Origin of the sequence: Kluyvera ascorbata, assembly GCF_023195735.1 — a bacterium.
Lineage (GTDB): Bacteria > Pseudomonadota > Gammaproteobacteria > Enterobacterales > Enterobacteriaceae > Kluyvera > Kluyvera ascorbata.
The window spans coordinates 227,947-247,158 of record NZ_CP096201.1; the positions used below are offsets into that span (position 1 = coordinate 227,947).

A 19,212-nucleotide genomic window follows, 5' to 3' on the forward strand; every position below is an offset into this window, starting at 1 on the left:
AGAGAATCAGGGTTATGTTGCAGTTCATCCTCAAACGATTGGGTCTGGTGATCCCGACGTTTATCGGTATCACCCTCCTCACGTTTGCCTTCGTGCATATGATCCCCGGCGATCCGGTGATGATTATGGCGGGCGAGCGTGGTATTTCCCCTGAGCGCCATGCCCAGCTTCTGGCCGAACTCGGCCTGGATAAGCCGATGTGGCAACAGTACCTCCACTATATCTGGGGCGTATTGCACGGTGACTTAGGCATTTCATTGAAAAGCCGACTCCCGGTGTGGGATGAGTTCGTGCCGCGCTTTAAAGCGACGCTGGAACTCGGTATCTGCGCCATGATTTTCGCCGTCGCCGTGGGTATCCCGGTGGGCGTGCTGGCCGCGGTTAAGCGCGGTTCCATCTTCGATCACACCGCCGTTGGCCTGGCGCTGACCGGCTACTCCATGCCGATTTTCTGGTGGGGCATGATGCTGATCATGCTGGTTTCGGTGCACTGGAACCTGACGCCGGTCTCCGGACGCGTCAGCGACATGGTGTTCCTTGATGACTCCAACCCGCTGACCGGCTTTATGCTGATTGATACCGCCATCTGGGGCGACCCGGGCAACTTTATCGATGCGCTGGCGCACATGATTCTGCCTGCTATCGTGCTCGGGACTATTCCGCTGGCGGTTATCGTACGTATGACCCGTTCTTCCATGCTGGAAGTGCTGGGCGAAGACTATATCCGTACCGCGCGTGCCAAGGGCTTAACCCGCATGCGCGTGATCATCGTTCATGCCCTGCGTAACGCCATGCTGCCGGTGGTGACTGTTATCGGCCTGCAGGTGGGTACGCTGCTGGCAGGTGCAATTCTGACGGAAACCATCTTCTCCTGGCCGGGTCTGGGCCGCTGGCTGATTGACGCGCTGCAACGCCGTGACTATCCGGTGGTGCAGGGTGGGGTGCTGCTGGTCGCGACGATGATTATTCTCGTCAACCTGCTGGTTGACCTGCTGTACGGCGTGGTGAACCCGCGTATTCGGCATAAGAAGTAAGGGGCCATCATGACACAAGTAACTGAAAACAAAACGGTGTCCGCACCGGTGCCAATGACCCCATTCCAGGAATTCTGGCACTACTTTAAGCGTAACAAAGGCGCGGTTGTCGGCTTGGTTTACGTGGTTATCGTACTGGTTATCGCGATCTTCGCGAACTGGCTCGCGCCGTATAACCCGGCAGACCAGTTCCGCGATACGCTGCTGGCACCACCGGCGTGGCAGGAAGGCGGTACATGGGCGCATCTGTTTGGTACCGATGACGTGGGCCGCGACGTGCTGTCCCGTCTGATGTACGGTGCGCGTCTGTCGCTGCTGGTGGGCTGCCTGGTGGTTGTGCTGTCGCTGATTATGGGCGTGGTGCTGGGGCTGGTTGCTGGCTACTTCGGCGGCCTCGTCGATAACATCATTATGCGCGTCGTCGACATCATGCTGGCACTGCCGAGCCTGCTGCTGGCGCTGGTGCTGGTAGCTATCTTCGGCCCATCAATTGGTAACGCCGCGCTGGCGCTGACCTTTGTCGCCTTGCCGCACTACGTCCGTTTAACCCGCGCCGCTGTGCTGGTGGAGGTTAACCGCGACTACGTGACCGCTTCTCGCGTGGCGGGTGCCGGGGCGATGCGCCAGATGTTCGTCAACATTTTCCCAAACTGCCTTGCGCCGCTGATTGTTCAGGCCTCGCTCGGTTTCTCTAACGCCATTCTCGATATGGCTGCCCTCGGCTTCCTGGGGATGGGCGCACAGCCGCCTACGCCGGAGTGGGGCACCATGCTCTCTGACGTGCTGCAATTTGCGCAAAGCGCCTGGTGGGTCGTGACCTTCCCTGGGCTGGCAATTTTGCTGACGGTACTGGCGTTTAACCTGATGGGTGACGGTCTGCGTGACGCGCTCGATCCCAAACTGAAGCAGTAAGGGGAGCGAGATGGCGTTATTAAATGTAGATAAATTATCGGTGCACTTCGGCGACGAAGGCACACCGTTCAAAGCCGTAGACCGCGTGAGCTACAGCGTAAATCAGGGCGAGGTTGTCGGCATCGTCGGCGAATCTGGTTCGGGTAAATCCGTTAGCTCGCTGGCGATTATGGGGCTGATTGATTATCCCGGCCGTGTGATGGCGGAAAGCCTGCAATTCAACGGTCAGGATCTGAAGCGTATCTCTGAGAAAGAGCGTCGCAATCTGGTGGGTGCCGAAGTGGCGATGATCTTCCAGGACCCGATGACCAGCCTCAACCCGTGCTACACCGTCGGCTTCCAGATTATGGAAGCGATTAAAGTGCACCAGGGCGGCAACAAGAGTACGCGCCGTCAGCGCGCCATCGACCTGCTGAACCAGGTGGGTATTCCGGACCCGGCTTCGCGATTGGACGTGTATCCGCACCAGCTTTCCGGTGGGATGAGTCAGCGCGTGATGATCGCCATGGCGATTGCCTGTCGTCCGAAGCTGCTGATTGCCGATGAACCGACTACCGCGCTGGATGTGACCATTCAGGCGCAGATCATCGAACTGCTGCTAGAGCTTCAGCGCAAAGAGAACATGGCGCTGATCCTGATCACTCACGATCTGGCGCTGGTAGCCGAAGCCGCGCACAAAATCATCGTGATGTACGCAGGCCAGGTCGTTGAGACGGGCGCGGCGGGCGATATCTTCCGCGCCCCGCGTCACCCGTACACCCAAGCTCTGCTGCGTGCGCTGCCGGAGTTTGCTCAGGATAAAGCGCGCCTGGCATCGCTGCCGGGTGTCGTACCGGGCAAATACGACCGCCCGAACGGCTGCCTGCTGAACCCGCGTTGCCCGTATGCGACGGATAAATGCCGCAGCGTAGAGCCTGAGCTGAACACCGTTGACGGTGCTCGCCAGTCGAAATGTCACTACCCACTCGATGATGCCGGGAGGCCCACACTATGAGTACGCACGAGGCCACCTCGCAGCAGCCGCTGCTGCAGGCAATTGACCTGAAAAAACACTACCCGGTGAAGAAGGGGATGTTTGCCCCGGAACGCCTGGTGAAAGCGCTGGACGGCGTATCATTTACCCTGGAGCGCGGCAAAACGCTGGCGGTGGTTGGGGAGTCCGGCTGCGGTAAATCGACGCTGGGTCGCCTGCTGACGATGATCGAAACGCCGAGCGGCGGTGAGCTTTATTATCAGGGGCAGGATCTGCTCAAGCACGACCCACACGCGCAGAAACTGCGTCGACAGAAAATCCAGATTGTATTCCAGAACCCTTACGGTTCTCTGAACCCGCGTAAAAAAGTGGGGCAGATTCTGGAAGAACCGCTGTTGATTAATACCTCGCTCAGCAAAGAGCAGCGCCGTGAAAAAGCGTTGGCGATGATGGCAAAAGTGGGCCTGAAAACCGAGCACTACGACCGCTATCCGCACATGTTCTCCGGCGGCCAGCGCCAGCGTATTGCTATTGCCCGTGGTCTGATGCTTGACCCGGACGTGGTGATTGCCGATGAACCGGTTTCCGCGCTCGACGTATCGGTGCGTGCGCAGGTGCTGAACCTGATGATGGATTTGCAGCAGGAGTTGGGGCTGTCCTACGTCTTTATCTCCCACGACCTGTCAGTCGTAGAACACATTGCCGATGAAGTGATGGTGATGTATCTGGGGCGCTGCGTGGAGAAGGGGACGAAGGACCAGATCTTCAACAATCCTCGCCATCCGTACACCCAGGCGCTGCTCTCCGCGACCCCACGTCTGAACCCGGACGACCGCCGCGAGCGTATCAAACTGACCGGCGAGCTACCAAGCCCGCTGAATCCACCGCCGGGCTGTGCGTTCAACGCCCGCTGCCGCCGCCGCTTTGGCCAGTGCACGCAGCTGCAACCGCAGCTGAAAGAGTATGGTGGCCAGCTGGTGGCGTGTTTCGCAGTCGATCAGGATGAGAATCCAGAAAAAACGGCGTAGCCCGATACTCATCCGAGATAGCAGAGCCGCAGGGATAAAACCCTGCGGCTTTTTTTGTCCCTGTAGCCCGGGCGAGGCGTTTACGCCGACCCCGGGGCTACTCGGTACTCATCCCGGCGTCGCTGCGCTCGGCCGGCCTACGGGTAGGTCGGGTGCTATTCTGAAAATGGGGTAGAGACGGCGAGTTGAAGGGCTGATTGCAGTAGTATCGTCGGCAAGCCGGGTTTCCCGGTGAGGCGCAATGTTGCGGGGGCTTGATCCCCGGCGGCATCGGTTGCTGGAAAGAGAAAACCCCCGCACGTTGTTTGGTATAAACCAGCAACATAACGGGGGCTATCACTTGACCAGACATCAAGAGAATAGCCGCGAACTGTTGCTATTGCAACCAAGGCGGCTACATGACGCTCGCAGAGCTTGGCGTGCTTTTCTGGCACGATCTGGCAGCTCCGATTGCGGTGGGAATTATCACCAGCGTGATTCTGAGCTGGTGGCGTAACCGGAAATAACGTCAACTGACGGGCGTTTGTCCGCCGCAGTGGCAGCATGCGCCCGAACCGGGCCGCAGGGGTAAAACCCTGCGGCCTTTTTTGTATTGGTAGCCCGGGCGAGGCGTTTACGCCGACCCCGGGGCTGCTCGGTACTCATCCCGGCGTCGCTGCGCTCGGCCGGGCTACGGGCAGGTCGGGTGCTATTCTGAAAATGGGGTGGAGACGGCGAGTTGAAGGGCTGATTGCAGTAGTATCGTCGGCAAGCCGGGTTTCCCGGTGAGGCGCAATGTTGCGGGGGCTTGATCCCCGGCGGCATAAGTTGCTGGAAAGAGAAAACCCCCGCACGTTGTTTGGTATAAACCAGCAACATAACGGGGGCCATTCTTTGACTCGCAAACAAAGGATAGCCGCGAACTGTTGCTATTGCAACCAAGGCGGCTACATGACGCTCGCAGAGCTTGGCGTGCTTTTCTGGCACGATCTGGCAGCTCCGATTGCGGTGGGAATTATCACCAGCGCGATTCTGAGCTGGTGGCGTAACCGGAAATAACGTCAACTGACGGGCGTTTGTCCGCCGCAGTGGCAGTATGCGCCCGAACCGGGCCGCAGGGGTAAAACCCTGCGGCCTTTTTCGTTTTACTGTGGGTACGGCACCCAGGAACCGCCGTTCAGGCGAACGTATGGTTTACCCTGATACTGAACGACGACGGCGTTAGAGTTCTCTGACACCGCGGCGGTCTGCGGCAGGTTGCCGGTAAAGGCCGACCAGTCGACGCTATCTTCGGTGAAGATTTTACCGTCTACCGCGCGGGCAACCAGTTCGGAAACCGCCAGGTAGCTGCTTGGCTGATTAATATCGATAGCGGCCCCCTGATGCGGTGCTTTCATACCGAAGAATTTAATCGCAGCCGGTACGTGGGTAATCGACGGGCTTGGGATGTCGCGCAAGCCAGAAACCTGCATTTTATCGCCCTGCAGCGCCGCGCCGTGTTCCGGCACCACGATGACCATCACTCTACGCCCCGACTTCTCGAGTTCGGTAAAGAAATCGTCCAGTTCATCAAACAACTTCTGCGCTCGGGTCTTATAGTCCGCCGTTTTGCTCTGCCCCTGATAATGGTTACCGTCATGTAGTGGGAGAATATTGTAGAAGGTCGCGGAGCGTCCACCGGCAGGCATATCCGGTGATTGTAACCAGCGGTCGAGTACCGCCAGATCGTCATACACCGGTGAACCATCGAAGGAGAGCAGGTTAACCGGCAGCTTGCTCTGGTCCATCAGTGGGCTTTGCATACCGCCATTTTCACGCACTTCTTTGAGGAAATCACCGAACACACCGTTGTGGTCCAGCATCAGGTGCTGGGTGAAGCCCAGCTTCGCCAGGTTATCAAACAGGTAGCACTGGTTGCCCGCTGGCTGATACAGGTTGGTGTGCGACGGCTGACCGCAGCTTGCACGCAGCAGACGAATCGCCGCTGGGCCGCTGTATGAGGTGGCGGAGTTGAAGTTGCTAAAGCGAATATCAAAGTGTGACCACAGCGGATGCTGCATCAGACCCGCGGCCTCCACATCGGAGTTAGCCAGCGAACAGATGTTGATAACCAGCAGATCAAATGGCTGAGCATCTTCCGGCAGTTGTGCCGGGAAGGTGGTGGTCCGTTTGCTTTCAGAAGCATAGAAGCTGTTCAGCCAGGCGTTCAGGTTATCTGACGTTGGTGCAGCGGTCTGTGCGGGGGTATCACCGCTTGCTGCTGCGCTACCTGCCGCCGCGGCAGGGGCCGTGGTGGTAGCAGCGGTAGCGTTAGTTGCCTGCCCAGTAGGCCACAGGTTAATAGAAGGGAGCAGTGGGCTGATGTTAACCCATATCATCGCGGCGACGACAAAAACGGTAATACGAATCCACTGGTTTAAGAACAGCCAGGCGACCACGAGGACAAAGAAGGCACCGACCATCTGCCAGTTAATAAAGCGGGTGACCAGATCCCAGATATAGTCAGCGCTAAAGCCCGCAATCTGCGAACCCTGGCTCATAATGCTTTCCGGGCCTGGCAGCCAGGTATCGTGCCAGAACAGCGCAAAGCCGAGTGGAATGGCAATCCAGTTGCGCCAGCGGTGCAGTCGGCTGTTCGGCAGAGGGAAAATCAGGAACGCCATGAAAACGAGGTTCATCATCGGATGGAAATTAAGGTATCCCGCCCACAGCAGGCCAAACTTGACCAGGAAATAGAGGTTCCAGCCAGACAGGCCCCGCCAGTAGTGCCAAAGCGGTGAAGGGGTAGCGGCGTCTTTTTTCGTCGATTTAGTCATTTTTTGATTTTGCCCTGACGGCCAGATCCCGGCGCAATACGCCGACGGGTTTAACATAGCGAGGTTTTAGAAACATCAAGCGGAACGTGTTCTCAATACGGCGCTGATAATGACGCGCCAGGTAACCCAGCGGGAAAAAGATCAGCGCGCAGAGGATCACGAGTTGAATAATATCGCTTATCGACATCATGATGATGTTCCTTTGGCATCTGTAGACAGGCGGCACGGTTCGGGATAGCGGCGCCAGCTGTTATCTTCGTAGGTCGCGTTAATCACGTTTTTTGGCTTCGGCGAGATCCGCAGCGGCTGCGTCCAGAGCTCCTGCTTCACGTCGCGCATATCAACCAGTTCTGCGGCGATCTGCTTATCTTCGAACCAAATCATGCGGTTAGAGAATATATCCCCGGTTGGCAGCGGGAAAATATGGTTCAGGGCTTTGTCGAGGTCGTTGACGCGGCAGAAGGAGAGGAACAGCACCAGGCGGCGATCGGCAATGGTCACGATATCGCCCATACGGTGCGGACGGCACAGGGTCAACGCCTGCTCAACGCGCAGTCCCGGCGCGGGTCTTAGCGCCACCATCACGCCTTTGCTGTCCGCAGGCAGCAGCGTGTTGTTGATGACTTTTTGCACCGCGTCGCAGAATACGTCCCACTTCTGGTAGCCCTTGAGCTTCAGCGGCTCAGTGTTGGCCAGCAGCGTCGTTAAATCTTCCGGTACGTGACGACTAAACTGCTGCGACTGAACGCTTTCAATTAAGGTCAGACTACGTGAGAGGGGGGCGCTTGCGGAGATAACGATGTTGGCCCCGCAGCTCAACAGCAGGCGTTCATCGGTGGCACGCAGGCTAGGAGTGGTCTCTCGGACAACAATTTTTAATGCGCTGCCGCGCTGTCGACGCAGCGTATGAATATATCGAGCAAGCTGCTCTATCTGGCTATTCTGGCTTAGCGAAAATATGACGGTTGCGGCCTGGGCGGTACGTGCGGCATTAAAAACGGCATCGTTGGTGTCGAATAAAGTCCAGTGCTCAGAAAGTGCGGGCGCACCTTCAAGAATAACGATGTTGCTGAGCACTTCTTTTTCGTCACTACGTGGCTGAACGTTTGCAACCTCTTCTTGCGCTAAATGCCAGCCGTTGTCGTTTTGTTTAATTAAGAGCTGTTGGCGGGCGCTAACGCCTTTTTCATTAGACCAGTAAGATATATCGAATAGTTGACTATCGCCCTGGTAACGTAAACTTGCCAGGCCGGAAAGGGCGCGATACTCGCCGAGTAAAACGGAAGTTTGGGCATCGGCATTGTTGCCGGGGCTGAGCACCAGAAGCGTGCAGCCATAGTATTTAGCCCATTTTTGAGACTTGTTTACCCAATCGTGGATTTTATCAGCTGGAATATTTTCCCAGGCATTGTGGGCGCATAACAGAATGACGAAATAACCGTTGGGTTCAAGCGTGCGCAGCAGGTCGCGGCGCATAAAGTATAGGCTATCTGCGCTACCCGGCATGGTAAACAGCGATATTTTATCAGGACCGGAGTTTCCCTTTAATTCTATAAGGTTATTGGGGTTTTGGCCCATGCACACCACCGCCACTTTCGCCGTATTCTGCTGCGCGGAGAGCGTCTGGTTGAGCAGGCTTACGGCATCTTCATGACGGTCAGTATTAATCCACCACACGCCGCCCGCAGGCATATGGCTCACTTCATCCCAAAGTGACTGGATACCAATAGAAAATATGGGGTTCATCGCGTCCCTCTTATCGACGATAATCCTGCGTTTAAGTTTACTAGTGTAAGCGCTAGAATAAACCTAATATTGAAATTAAATAGCATCAGATTTAGCATGTATACTCTTCATTATTAGAGTGAACATCAGGTGATAAGAGAATAAATCCCCTGAAATCTGCATAACTATGTAGTTGATGTGAGTAAGTTCTGAATCACTCGCCTACAATCTGAAGTATGACGAGTATAAACGAATTTCATGGAAAGGTTGCCCTTCAAGTGATGGGTGCATTCGTACTTTGAATTCAGAGGGAGAAAAAAATGTCAGATAATGAACCGGCGACATCAGTTGATTCTCAACTTGGCTACACTTTTCAGAATGATTTTATCGCTTTAAGTCGAGCTTTCTCTCTTCCCAATATAGATTACACTGATATTTCCCAGCGTGAGAAATTAGCCACGGCGTTTAAGCGCTGGCCTCTGCTGGCAGAGTTTGCAGAACAAAAAGCCGAACAAAAATAAGGAAGCCATAATGGCTATTCTGGGATTGCAGGGCGTACGTGGCGGCGTAGGTACAACGTCTATCACGGCGGCATTAGCGTGGTCATTACAGCTGCTCGGGGAGTCGGTGCTGGTCATCGATGCGTGTCCTGACAATATGCTACGTCTATCATTCAACGATGAAATTGGTCGTCAAAGCGGTTGGGCGCGAGCAGCGCTGGACGGTCAGGACTGGCGCGACGCCGGTTTGCGTTACACTTCGCTGATTGATGTTCTGCCATTCGGTCAGCTGCAACCGGGTGAGCTGGAACATACCGGAGCCCTGAGTGATACGCTATCGATGATAGTTTCTCTGGTGCAAACGCTGGAGCGCGAAGGCCACTACCAGTGGATTCTGCTGGATCTTCCCCACGGCTTTTATCCCTGGACCGCATCGCTTGTCGAAGCCTGCCACTTTACGCTAACGATTCTTAAACCGGATGCTAACTGCCACATTCGCCTGCATCAACAACCTCAGCCTGCCAACACGCATCTTTTGATCAATGGGTTACGCATGAGTAGCCCGTTGCAGGAAGACCTTTACCAGGTCTGGCTGCAAACCCAGCGACGTCTGCTTCCGGTGGTCATTCACCTCGATGAAGCGATGGCCGAAAGCCTGGCCAGCAAGCAGCCGCTGGGCGAATATCGCCATGATTCCCTCGCAGCTGAAGAGATGATCACTCTCGCGAACTGGTGCCTGATGCACTACGCGGGGCTTCGCCCGGTAACGGAGCGCGAAGCATGATTCGCCTCGGCAGCTGGATATTCGTGCCGCCGGTTTATGCGCGACTGCGCGAGCGCTATCTCGGCTATCGACAGGCGGGCTCATCCTGGCTTTCCGCGACCTTAACCTGCCTGTGGGTGGGGCTGGCGTGGCTCTTTCTGCCGCTGGAGAATCCCCGCTGGCAGGCACTAAGTGCCCGTCAGGATGAACTGTTCCCGCATATTAATTTTTCCCGGCCGCGTCCGCTTGATCCATTGCGTTTCGCGCTACAGGCGGTCTGGCTCATTGCCACCAAACCATCAGAACAGCGCAGCACGCGCCCGTGGAAAGCGCTGGCAGGCATTGACCTGATACGTGAGCGTTACAATCGCTGGGCAGAGGAACTGCCGAATCGGATGCGCGCGCAAACCGGTCATCTCGATGCCAAAAAAGAGCTGGCGCACCTGAATCCAAAGCTGCGCCGCCTGATTCTTGGTGTCGTGGTCACGCTGTCGCTGATGCTGGCGCTGGTCTGTATTACTCAGCCATTTAACCCGCTCTCACAGTTTATCTTCCTGCTGCTACTGTGGGGTGTGGCGCTACTGGTGCGACGCATCCCGGGGCGCTTCTCGGCGCTGATGCTGATTGTGCTTTCGCTGACGGTTTCCTGCCGCTACATCTGGTGGCGCTATACCTCAACGCTCAACTGGAATGATCCGGTCAGCCTGGTGTGTGGTCTGATCCTACTGTTTGCCGAAACCTATGCCTGGATTGTGCTGGTGCTGGGCTATTTCCAGGTCGTCTGGCCGCTGAACCGCCACCCGGTGCCGCTGCCAAAGGACATGAACGAATGGCCTTCGGTTGATATCTTCGTGCCGACCTATAACGAAGACCTGAACGTGGTGAAAAACACCGTTTATGCGTCGCTCGGCATCGACTGGCCAAAAGATAAGATTGAAATCTGGATCCTCGATGACGGCGCCCGCGAAGAGTTTAAGCAGTTCGCCAAAGATGTGGGCGTTCACTACATAGCGCGTACCACGCATGAACATGCAAAAGCGGGGAACATCAACAACGCGCTGAAGTATGCCAAAGGCGAGTTCGTGTCGATTTTCGACTGCGACCACGTGCCGACGCGCTCGTTCCTGCAGATGACCATGGGCTGGTTCCTGAAGGATAAGAAGCTGGCGATGATGCAAACGCCGCACCACTTCTTCTCGCCTGACCCGTTTGAACGTAACCTGGGCCGTTTCCGTAAAACGCCGAACGAAGGCACGCTGTTCTACGGGCTGGTGCAGGACGGTAACGACATGTGGGATGCGACCTTCTTCTGCGGCTCCTGCGCCGTGATTCGCCGTAAACCGCTGGATGAAATTGGCGGTATCGCCGTGGAAACCGTGACCGAAGATGCGCATACCTCGCTGCGTCTGCACCGTCGTGGCTACACCTCTGCTTACATGCGTTTGCCGCAGGCGGCGGGGCTGGCGACGGAGAGTCTGTCGGCGCATATTGGCCAGCGTATTCGCTGGGCGCGCGGCATGGTGCAGATATTCCGTATGGATAACCCCTTGTTTGGTAAAGGGCTGAAGCTACCGCAGCGGCTGTGTTACCTCAACGCTATGTTCCACTTCTTGTCGGGCGTGCCGCGGCTTATCTTCCTCACCAGCGCCGCTGGCCTTCCTGCTGCTGCATGCCTACATCATCTATGCCCCGGCGCTGATGATTGCGCTGTTCGTCCTGCCGCACATGATTCACGCCAGCCTGACCAACTCGAAAATTCAGGGCAAATACCGCCACTCCTTCTGGAGTGAAATCTATGAAACGGTACTTGCGTGGTACATCGCGCCGCCGACGATGGTGGCGCTGTTTAACCCGCACAAAGGTAAATTCAACGTCACCGCGAAAGGCGGGCTGGTGGAAGAGGAATACGTCGACTGGGTTATCTCGCGCCCGTATATCTTCCTCGTGCTGCTGAACCTGGTGGGTGTGGCATTTGGTATCTGGCGCTACCTGTACGGCCCGGCGGATGAAACGCTGACCGTGTGGATAAGCCTGGTGTGGGTGTTCTATAACCTGATTATCCTCGGCGGCGCGGTGGCGGTGTCGGTGGAAAGTAAACAGGTGCGTCGTTCGCATCGCGTTGAAATCAAAATGCCGGGGGCGATTTCCCGTGAAGACGGTCACCTCTTCTCCTGTACGGTGCATGACTTCTCTGACGGCGGCGTGGGTATTCGTATCAACGGTGACGCCCAGGTGCTGGAAGAGCAGAAGGTCAACCTGCTGCTCAAACGCGGCCAGCAGGAGTATGTCTTCCCGACGCAGGTGGTGCGCGTACTGGGCAGCGAAGTGGGTCTCAAGCTGCTGCCGATGAGCACCCGTCAGCATATCGATTTTGTACAGTGTACGTTTGCGCGTGCGGATACGTGGGCGCTCTGGCAGGACAGCTTCCCGGAAGATAAACCACTGGAAAGCCTGATGGATATTCTGAAGCTGGGATTCCGTGGTTATCGTCACCTGGCCGAATTCGCGCCACCGGTGGCAAAAGAGATTTTCCGGTCGCTCACCTCGCTGGTGGCGTGGGTGGCTTCGTTCATTCCGCGCCGTCCAGAACGTGAGGCGGTAATCGAGCATCCGCTATCGGCTATGGCTCAACAATAATGATGATGAACCAATGAAAAGAAAACTTTCCTGGATTTGTGCAGTGGCGGTGGGCATGGGCAGTTTACTGCCGCTCACGACGCATTCAGAACCGACAACAGAGGTGGCCGTAACGCCGACTGTTCAGGACAACGCAGCGGCTCCTGCCCCTGCCGATGCGGCAACCACGTCGCCGGTGGTGGTGGAAGATGCGCCATCTCGCGACGTAAAGCTTTCTTTTGCCCAGATTGCGCCGCCGCCGGGTAGCATGGTTCTGCGCGGAGCGAATCCTGACGGTGGCATCGAGTTCGGCATGCGCAGCGACGAAGTGGTGTCGAAGGCGCTGCTGAATCTGACCTACACGCTGTCTCCATCATTACTGCCGACCGTCTCTCAGCTGAAGGTTTATCTTAACGATGAGCTGATGGGCGTGCTGCCGGTTACCAAAGAGCAGTTGGGTAAAAAGGTTTCGACGCAGATCCCAATCGATCCGCTCTATATCACCGATTTTAACCGTGTGCGCCTTGAGTTTATTGGCCACTACCGCGACGTCTGCGAAAACCCGGCGAACACCACCGTCTGGCTGGACGTGGCGCGTAACAGCTCGCTGGATTTAACCTACCAGTCGCTGAAGGTACGTAACGACCTGTCGCATTTCCCGGTGCCGTTCTTTGACGCCCGCGATAACCGCGCGCTGAATCTGCCGATGGTCTTTGCCGGCTCTCCTGATCTACCACAGCAGCAGGCGGCCGGTATCGTCGCTTCGTGGTTTGGCGCGAAGGCCGGCTGGCGCGGCCAGACTTTCCCGGTGATGTTTAACACCTTGCCGGAAAGTAACGCTATCGTCTTTGCCACTAACGGAAGTCGTCCTGACTTCCTGCGCGATCACCCGGCGGTGAAAGCACCGACGATCGAAATGATCGACCATCCTAACAACCCGTACATGAAGCTGCTGGTGGTCTTTGGTCGTGACGATAACGACCTGCTGAAGGCCGCTCAGGGCATTGCGGCCGGTAATATTCTGTTCCGTGGCGACAGCGTGACGGTGGATGAAGTTAAACCGCTGCTGGCCCGTGCGCCGTACGACGCTCCAAACTGGGTGCGTACCGACCGTCCGGTCACCTTCGGTGAGCTGAAAACGTACGAACAGCAGCTACAGTCCACTGGGCTGGAACCGGCCTCTATCAACCTGTCGCTGAACCTGCCGCCGGATCTCTATCTGCTGCGCAGCACCGGCATCGACATGGATCTGAAATACCGTTACACCATGCCGTCGGTGAAGGACAGCTCACGGATGGATATCAGTCTGAACAACCAGTTCCTGCAGTCGTTTAGCCTGAACAGCACGCAGGATGTGAACAAGTTGATGATGCGTCTGCCGGTGCTGCAAGGCCTGCTGGACGGTAAGAATGACGTCAGCATCCCGGCGCTGCGTCTTGGTGCGATGAACCAGTTGCGCTTCGACTTCCAGTATATGAACCCGATGCCTGGTGGCTCGGTGGATAACTGTGTGACCTTCCAGCCGGTACAGAACCACGTGGTGATTGGCGACGATTCCACTATCGACTTCTCGCACTACTATCACTTCCTGCCGATGCCGGACCTGCGTACGTTCGCCAATGCAGGCTTCCCGTTCACCCGTATGGCAGACCTCTCTGACACGGTTATCGTCATGCCGAAGCAGCCGTCTGAAGCACAGGTGAGCACGCTGCTGAATACCGTGGGCGTGATTGGCGGCCAGACCGGTCTGGCCGGGTCGAACATGACCATCGTCGATGACGGTAGCAAGATTCAGGACAAAGACGCTGATCTGCTGTTGATTGGCTCTATTCCACAACAACTCAAGAACGACAAGCAAATTGACCTGCTGGTGGATGCGACCCAGAGCTGGGTGAAAACGCCGATGCGCCATAACGACCTGCCGAGCATCTATCTGGATACCGACGATCGTCAGCCTAGCGTACAGGCTGGGATCACCTCTTCTGGCCCAATGGCTGCCGTGGTTGGCTTTGAATCACCGTATTTCAAACAGCGTAGCGTGGTGGCGCTGCTTGCCGACAGCGCCAGCGGATATGACCTGCTGAACAACGCGTTGAACGATAGCGGTAAACGTGCGGCGATGTTTGGTTCGGTGTCGGTGATTCGTGAGTCCGGCGTGAACAGCCTGCGCGTAGGCGATATTTACTATGTTGGGCACCTGCCGTGGTTCGAGCGCGTGTGGTTTGCACTCTCTAACCACCCGGTGCTGCTGGCCATCTTTGCGGCAATTAGCATCGTGCTGCTGGCTTGGGTACTGTGGCGTCTGCTGCGTATCATCAGCCGTCGTCGTCTGAACCCGGAAGACGAGTAAGCCGCGATGAAAATGCTTCGCTGGATAGTTCTGCTATGTGTCCTCGGCGGTCAGGTACAGGCCGCCTGTAACTGGCCTGCCTGGGAGCAGTTCAAGCAAGATTTCGTGAGCGCGGAAGGTCGCGTTATCGATCCCAGCGATGCGCGTAAAATAACCACCTCGGAAGGGCAAAGCTACGCGCTGTTCTTTGCCCTTGCCGCGAACGACCAGCAGACTTTTGCCGCGCTGCTTGGCTGGACGCAAAACAACCTCGCACAGGGCTCGCTGCGCGAACACCTTCCAGCGTGGCTGTGGGGCAAAAAGAGCGATGACGAGTGGACGGTGCTGGACAGCAACTCCGCCTCGGATTCCGATATCTGGATTGCCTGGACGCTGCTGGAAGCCGGTCGTCTGTGGAAAAATGAAGATTACACGGCAACGGGTAAGGCGCTGCTGGCGAAGATTGCCGACGGCGAAGTGGTGAAAGTCCCCGGTCTAGGGCTGATGCTGCTGCCCGGCCGGGTTGGCTTTGCTGAAGAGGCACGCTGGCGCTTTAACCCAAGCTATTTCCCACCGCAGGTGGCGCAGTATTTCAGCCGTTTTGGCGCGCCATGGACGACCCTTCGCGATACCAACCTGAAGCTGCTCCTCGATACCGCTCCGAAGGGTTTCTCGCCGGACTGGGTAAGCTACGACAAAAAAAATGGCTGGCTGCTGAAGGAAGCAAACCTGGTAGGCAGCTACGATGCCATTCGCGTCTATTTATGGGTGGGCATGTTGCACGACGCCGACCCGCAAAAAGCCCGTCTGCTTAAACGCTTTAACGCGATGGCGGCACAGACCGTGAAGCAGGGCGTTCCCCCGGAAAAAGTCGCGACGGCTACCGGGGCGGTGACCGGCGATGGCCCGGTCGGTTTTTCAGCTTCGCTGATTCCATTCCTACAAAATCGCGATGCGCAGGCCGTTCAGCGCCAGCGCGTAGCTGACCATTTTCCCGGCGCGGATGCTTATTATAATTTTGTTCTGACCCTCTTTGGTCAGGGCTGGGATCAACACCGTTTTCGCTTTAGCGCCCGCGGCGAATTACTACCTGACTGGGGCCAGGAATGCGCAAGTTCACATTAAGTTTAATCACCCTCTCTCTGGGCCTGACGCTGGTACAGCCAGGCTATGCTGACACCTCGGCAGAAGAGCAGCTGCTCAACCAGGTGCGCCTTGGAGAAGCCAGCAAACGGGATGATTTGGTGCAGCAATCGCTGTATCGGCTGGAGCTGATTAATCCCAACAATCCACAGGTGCTAGCGGCGCGTCTGCGCTACCTGCTGCGCCAGGGCGACACCGCTGGCGCGCAAAAACAGCTGCAAAAGCTGGCGCAGGTCGCCCCCAATTCAACGGAATATAACACCGCCCGCGTGGAAATTGGCCTGAACACCGATGCGGGTCGTCAGGCGCTTCAGCAGGCGCGTTTGCTGGCGACAACCGGGCACGTGCCGGAAGCGCTGGCCGACTATGAAAAAGCCTTTAACGGTGCGCCGCCGGACGGTGACTACGCGGTAGAGTACTGGACCACGGTAGCCAAAATTCCGGCACGACGCGATGAAGCGCTCAAACACCTGCAAACGCTGAACAAGCAGAACCCAGGTAACGTTGGCCTGCAAATGACGCTCGCCAATATGCTGCTTGCCGCTAACCAGCGTGATGACGCGTTTAATGTGCTGGAGCAAATGGCGAAATCGTCAAGCGGGCGCGGACCGGCGAGCGACCTGTGGTTTAAATCTATCAAAGACCAGCCCGTCAGCCCGTCCAGCGTACAAGCCCTACAGCGCTATCTGATGATTTTCAGCAGCGGTGAATCGGCGGACAGCGCCCGGGCGATGCTGGCCGATCAGCAAAAGCAGATGGCGGACCCGGTTCTGCGCGCCAAAGCGGTAGAACAGGAAAAAGTGGCGCAGGCAGCGGACAATACGCCGCAGACCTGGCAACTCTATTGGCCGCTGATTCGCAAAGGCGATGCGGCGCTCAAGGCCAACAATCTGGCGCAGGCTGAAGGTTTCTACCAGCAGGCGCGTAAGCTTGATGCAACGGACAGCTATGCGGTGCTGGGGCTGGGCGATGTGGCGATGGCGCGCAAAGATAGCGCCTCGGCAGAACGTTTCTATCAGCAGGCACTGCGTCTCGACCGCGGCAACAGCAGCGCGGTACGTGGACTGGCGAATATTTATCGCGCCGAGTCGCCGGAAAAAGCGACCGCCTTTATCAACAGCCTTTCCGCCAGCCAGCGCCGGAGCATTGACGATATCGAACGCAGCCTGACCAATGACCGTCTCTCCCAGCAGGCTGAAGCGTTTGAGAATCAGGGGCGTTGGGCGCAAGCGGCTGAAATTCAACGCCGTCGACTGGCGCTCTCGCCGGACGATGTGTGGATCACCTATCGTCTCTCCCGTGACCTGGTGAGCGCCGGGCAGCGCGGCGAAGCCGACAATCTGATGCTCAATCTGGCGCGTAAAAAGCCAACCGATGCCGATCAGGTCTACGCCAACGGGCTTTATCTTTCCGGCAATGGTCAGGACCAGGCCGCGCTGGCGCATCTGGCGGCGCTGCCGCAGGCGCAGTGGAGCGATAACATTCGTGAGCTTGACCAGCGTCTGCGCAGCGACCAACTGATTGCTCAGGCCAACCGTCTACGCGATGGCGGCCAGGAAGTGCAGGCGATTGCGCTGTTAAAACAGCAGCCTGAATCCGCTCGTATTCACTCGACGCTCGCTGACTGGGCGCAGCAGCGGGGCGATAATGCCGTTGCGCTTGCGGAATATAACGCCGTGCTGGCGAAAGACCCGCATGACGACGATGCGCATCTGGGCATGGCGGAAGTCTATGCTGCTGATGGCAACGCGCTGGCAGCCCGCCAGCAACTGGCGCAATTGCCCGCGGAGGGCGAACGTTCACTCAATACTCAGCGCCGTATCGCGTTGGTTAGCGCAAAACTGGGTGATACCGCCGCGGCTCAGCAAATGATGACCGCCCTGATCCCGCAGGCAAAAGCGCAGCCACCGTCAATGGATACCGCGATGGTGCTGCGTGATGCCGCCCGTTATCAGGCGCAGGATGGAAACCCGAAACAGGCGCTGGAAACCTACAAAGATGCGATGGTAGCCGCGCAGGTCACGCCAACGCGGCCGGTGGATAACGACACCTTTACCCGTCTGACGCGTAACGACGAAAAAGACGACTGGCTCAAGCGCGGCGTGCGCAGCGACGCGGCGGATTTATATCGCCAGCAGGATTTAAACGTCACGCTACAGCACGATTACTGGGGTTCAAGCGGTACGGGTGGCTATTCCGATCTGAAAGCCCATACCACGATGTTCCAGGTGGACGCACCGCTGGCCGATGGTCGCATGTTCTTCCGTTCGGATCTGGTGAACATGGACGCGGGGAGTTTCTCCACCGATAAAAATGACCAGTATAAGAAACAGTGGGGCACCTGTGATTTATCTGCCTGTAGCGGGTCAACGCACCAAAGCGACAGCGGTGCCAGCGTGGCGATTGGCTGGAAAAATGACACCTGGAACGCAGATATTGGCACCACCCCGATGGGCTTTAACGTGGTGGACGTGGTCGGTGGCCTGAGCTACAGCAGCGACGTCGGCCCGCTGGGTTACACGGTCAATGCGCATCGCCGTCCGATCTCCAGCTCGCTACTGGCATTTGGTGGGCAAAAGGATAACGACAATGGTGCACACACAGGCACGACCTGGGGTGGTGTGCGCGCTAACGGCGGCGGCATTAGCCTGAGCTATGACAAAGGTGAAGCCAACGGCGTATGGGCTTCGCTCGGTGGCGACCAACTGTCGGGTAAAAACGTAGACGACAACTGGCGTGTTCGTTGGATGACGGGGTATTACTACAAGGTTATCAACGAGAATAACCGTCGGGTGACCGTTGGGCTCAACAACATGATCTGGCACTACCAGAAGGATCTGAGCGGCTACACCCTTGGTCAGGGGGGCTACTACAGCCCGCAGGAGTATGTGTCGTTTGCGGTGCCGGTTAACTGGCGTGAACGTACGGAAAACTGGTCGTGGGAGTTAGGTGGTTCGGTTTCCTGGTCGCATTCGCGCACCAGTACGGAGCCGCGCTATCCGCTGATGAACCTGATTCCGCAACCCTGGAAGCAAAAAGCCAGCGAGGATGTAAACCACGGCGGCAGTAGCCAGGGCTTCGGCTACACCGCGAGAGCCATCATCGAACGTCGTGTGACATCCAACTGGTTTGTGGGCGCAGGTGTCGATATCCAGCAGGCGAAGGATTACACCCCGAGTCACGCGTTGCTTTACGTGCGTTACTCTGCCGCCGGCTGGCAGGGCGACCTTGATATGCCACCGCAGCCGCTCACGCCTTACGCAGACTGGTAATCCTGCCGTTCCGAATATAGGTATTCGTCTTATATAACCCGGTACTACGCCGGGTTATAATTATTACGACGGAGTCTATTTTGACTTTGTCGCCAGCCTCGTTATTCTCGATGCCTGAGCAA

General features: G+C 57.0%; 14 protein-coding genes and 1 pseudogene. 12 read left to right on the forward strand and 3 right to left on the reverse strand.

Annotated elements, in window-relative coordinates:
- The first annotated feature begins 14 nt into the window (after positions 1-14).
- The 6 genes from dppB (at position 15) to MY052_RS01070 (ending at position 4,985) form a co-directional block, all read left to right on the forward strand.
- Positions 15-1,034 (forward strand): dipeptide ABC transporter permease DppB, encoded by a 1,020-nt coding sequence (gene dppB / locus MY052_RS01045; RefSeq protein WP_035893089.1) that lies wholly within the window; start codon positions 15-17, stop codon positions 1,032-1,034.
- 9 nt (positions 1,035-1,043) lie between these two features.
- Positions 1,044-1,946 carry a dipeptide ABC transporter permease DppC gene (gene dppC / locus MY052_RS01050; RefSeq protein ID WP_035893087.1) on the forward strand — a complete coding sequence of 301 codons (903 nt, stop codon included), beginning with the start codon at positions 1,044-1,046 and terminating at the stop codon, positions 1,944-1,946.
- Between the two features lie 10 nt (positions 1,947-1,956).
- Complete coding sequence (dppD, locus tag MY052_RS01055) at positions 1,957-2,940, forward strand: dipeptide ABC transporter ATP-binding protein (RefSeq protein ID WP_202217008.1); 984 nt, start codon at positions 1,957-1,959, stop codon at positions 2,938-2,940.
- Complete coding sequence (dppF, locus tag MY052_RS01060) at positions 2,937-3,947, forward strand: dipeptide ABC transporter ATP-binding subunit DppF (RefSeq protein WP_123650937.1); 1,011 nt, start codon at positions 2,937-2,939, stop codon at positions 3,945-3,947. The genes dppD and dppF overlap by 4 nt, the downstream gene beginning before the upstream one ends.
- Before the next feature lie 398 nt (positions 3,948-4,345).
- Positions 4,346-4,453, forward strand: a complete 108-nt coding sequence (locus MY052_RS01065; RefSeq protein WP_248538063.1) for a type I toxin-antitoxin system toxin Ldr family protein — start codon at positions 4,346-4,348, stop codon at positions 4,451-4,453.
- Between the two features lie 424 nt (positions 4,454-4,877).
- Positions 4,878-4,985 carry a type I toxin-antitoxin system toxin Ldr family protein gene (locus MY052_RS01070; protein WP_115073682.1) on the forward strand — a complete coding sequence of 36 codons (108 nt, stop codon included), beginning with the start codon at positions 4,878-4,880 and terminating at the stop codon, positions 4,983-4,985.
- Positions 4,986-5,071: 86 nt separating this feature from the next.
- On the opposite strand, the gene bcsG is transcribed toward MY052_RS01070, so the two are convergent.
- From bcsG to bcsE, 3 genes are read right to left on the reverse strand one after another with little or no spacing between them, the layout of a single operon-like run.
- Positions 5,072-6,742, reverse strand: a complete 1,671-nt coding sequence (bcsG, locus tag MY052_RS01075) for a cellulose biosynthesis protein BcsG (RefSeq protein ID WP_248538064.1) — start codon at positions 6,740-6,742, stop codon at positions 5,072-5,074.
- Positions 6,735-6,932, reverse strand: a complete 198-nt coding sequence (gene bcsF, locus MY052_RS01080) for a cellulose biosynthesis protein BcsF (protein ID WP_035897099.1) — start codon at positions 6,930-6,932, stop codon at positions 6,735-6,737. The genes bcsG and bcsF overlap by 8 nt, the downstream gene beginning before the upstream one ends.
- Positions 6,929-8,488, reverse strand: coding sequence for a cellulose biosynthesis protein BcsE (gene bcsE, locus MY052_RS01085; RefSeq protein WP_035897098.1), 1,560 nt, complete (start codon positions 8,486-8,488; stop codon positions 6,929-6,931). The genes bcsF and bcsE overlap by 4 nt, the downstream gene beginning before the upstream one ends.
- Positions 8,489-8,787: 299 nt before the next feature.
- Between bcsE and bcsR the strand changes: the two genes are divergently transcribed.
- The 6 genes and pseudogenes from bcsR to bcsC all read left to right on the forward strand — a co-directional run bounded on the left by bcsR (position 8,788) and on the right by bcsC (position 19,090).
- Entirely contained in the window at positions 8,788-8,988 is a 201-nt protein-coding gene (gene bcsR / locus MY052_RS01090; RefSeq protein ID WP_248538065.1) for a cellulose biosynthesis protein BcsR, read from the forward strand.
- Positions 8,989-8,998: 10 nt separating this feature from the next.
- On the forward strand, positions 8,999-9,751 hold the full coding sequence (gene bcsQ / locus MY052_RS01095; protein ID WP_248538066.1) for a cellulose biosynthesis protein BcsQ: 753 nt from the start codon (positions 8,999-9,001) through the stop codon (positions 9,749-9,751).
- Positions 9,748-12,367 (forward strand): annotated as a pseudogene (bcsA, locus tag MY052_RS01100) (UDP-forming cellulose synthase catalytic subunit). The gene bcsQ and the pseudogene bcsA overlap by 4 nt, the downstream one beginning before the upstream one ends.
- Before the next feature lie 13 nt (positions 12,368-12,380).
- A complete protein-coding gene (gene bcsB, locus MY052_RS01105; RefSeq protein WP_248538067.1) occupies positions 12,381-14,696 on the forward strand; it encodes a cellulose biosynthesis cyclic di-GMP-binding regulatory protein BcsB in 2,316 nt (771 codons plus the stop codon).
- A gap of 6 nt (positions 14,697-14,702) precedes the next feature.
- Positions 14,703-15,800, forward strand: a complete 1,098-nt coding sequence (gene bcsZ, locus MY052_RS01110) for a cellulose synthase complex periplasmic endoglucanase BcsZ (RefSeq protein ID WP_248538068.1) — start codon at positions 14,703-14,705, stop codon at positions 15,798-15,800.
- Positions 15,782-19,090 carry a cellulose synthase complex outer membrane protein BcsC gene (bcsC, locus tag MY052_RS01115; RefSeq protein WP_115073685.1) on the forward strand — a complete coding sequence of 1,103 codons (3,309 nt, stop codon included), beginning with the start codon at positions 15,782-15,784 and terminating at the stop codon, positions 19,088-19,090. The genes bcsZ and bcsC overlap by 19 nt, the downstream gene beginning before the upstream one ends.
- Positions 19,091-19,212 lie beyond the last annotated feature (122 nt).

Coding starts and splice junctions, on each gene's coding strand:
- dppB (WP_035893089.1), top strand. CDS start 15: ATGTTGCAGTTCATCCTCAAACGATTGGGTCTGGTGATCCCGACGTTT.
- dppC (WP_035893087.1), top strand. CDS start 1,044: ATGACACAAGTAACTGAAAACAAAACGGTGTCCGCACCGGTGCCAATG.
- dppD (WP_202217008.1), top strand. CDS start 1,957: ATGGCGTTATTAAATGTAGATAAATTATCGGTGCACTTCGGCGACGAA.
- dppF (WP_123650937.1), top strand. CDS start 2,937: ATGAGTACGCACGAGGCCACCTCGCAGCAGCCGCTGCTGCAGGCAATT.
- MY052_RS01065 (WP_248538063.1), top strand. CDS start 4,346: ATGACGCTCGCAGAGCTTGGCGTGCTTTTCTGGCACGATCTGGCAGCT.
- MY052_RS01070 (WP_115073682.1), top strand. CDS start 4,878: ATGACGCTCGCAGAGCTTGGCGTGCTTTTCTGGCACGATCTGGCAGCT.
- bcsG (WP_248538064.1), bottom strand. CDS start 6,742: ATGACTAAATCGACGAAAAAAGACGCCGCTACCCCTTCACCGCTTTGG.
- bcsF (WP_035897099.1), bottom strand. CDS start 6,932: ATGATGTCGATAAGCGATATTATTCAACTCGTGATCCTCTGCGCGCTG.
- bcsE (WP_035897098.1), bottom strand. CDS start 8,488: ATGAACCCCATATTTTCTATTGGTATCCAGTCACTTTGGGATGAAGTG.
- bcsR (WP_248538065.1), top strand. CDS start 8,788: ATGTCAGATAATGAACCGGCGACATCAGTTGATTCTCAACTTGGCTAC.
- bcsQ (WP_248538066.1), top strand. CDS start 8,999: ATGGCTATTCTGGGATTGCAGGGCGTACGTGGCGGCGTAGGTACAACG.
- bcsB (WP_248538067.1), top strand. CDS start 12,381: ATGAAAAGAAAACTTTCCTGGATTTGTGCAGTGGCGGTGGGCATGGGC.
- bcsZ (WP_248538068.1), top strand. CDS start 14,703: ATGAAAATGCTTCGCTGGATAGTTCTGCTATGTGTCCTCGGCGGTCAG.
- bcsC (WP_115073685.1), top strand. CDS start 15,782: ATGCGCAAGTTCACATTAAGTTTAATCACCCTCTCTCTGGGCCTGACG.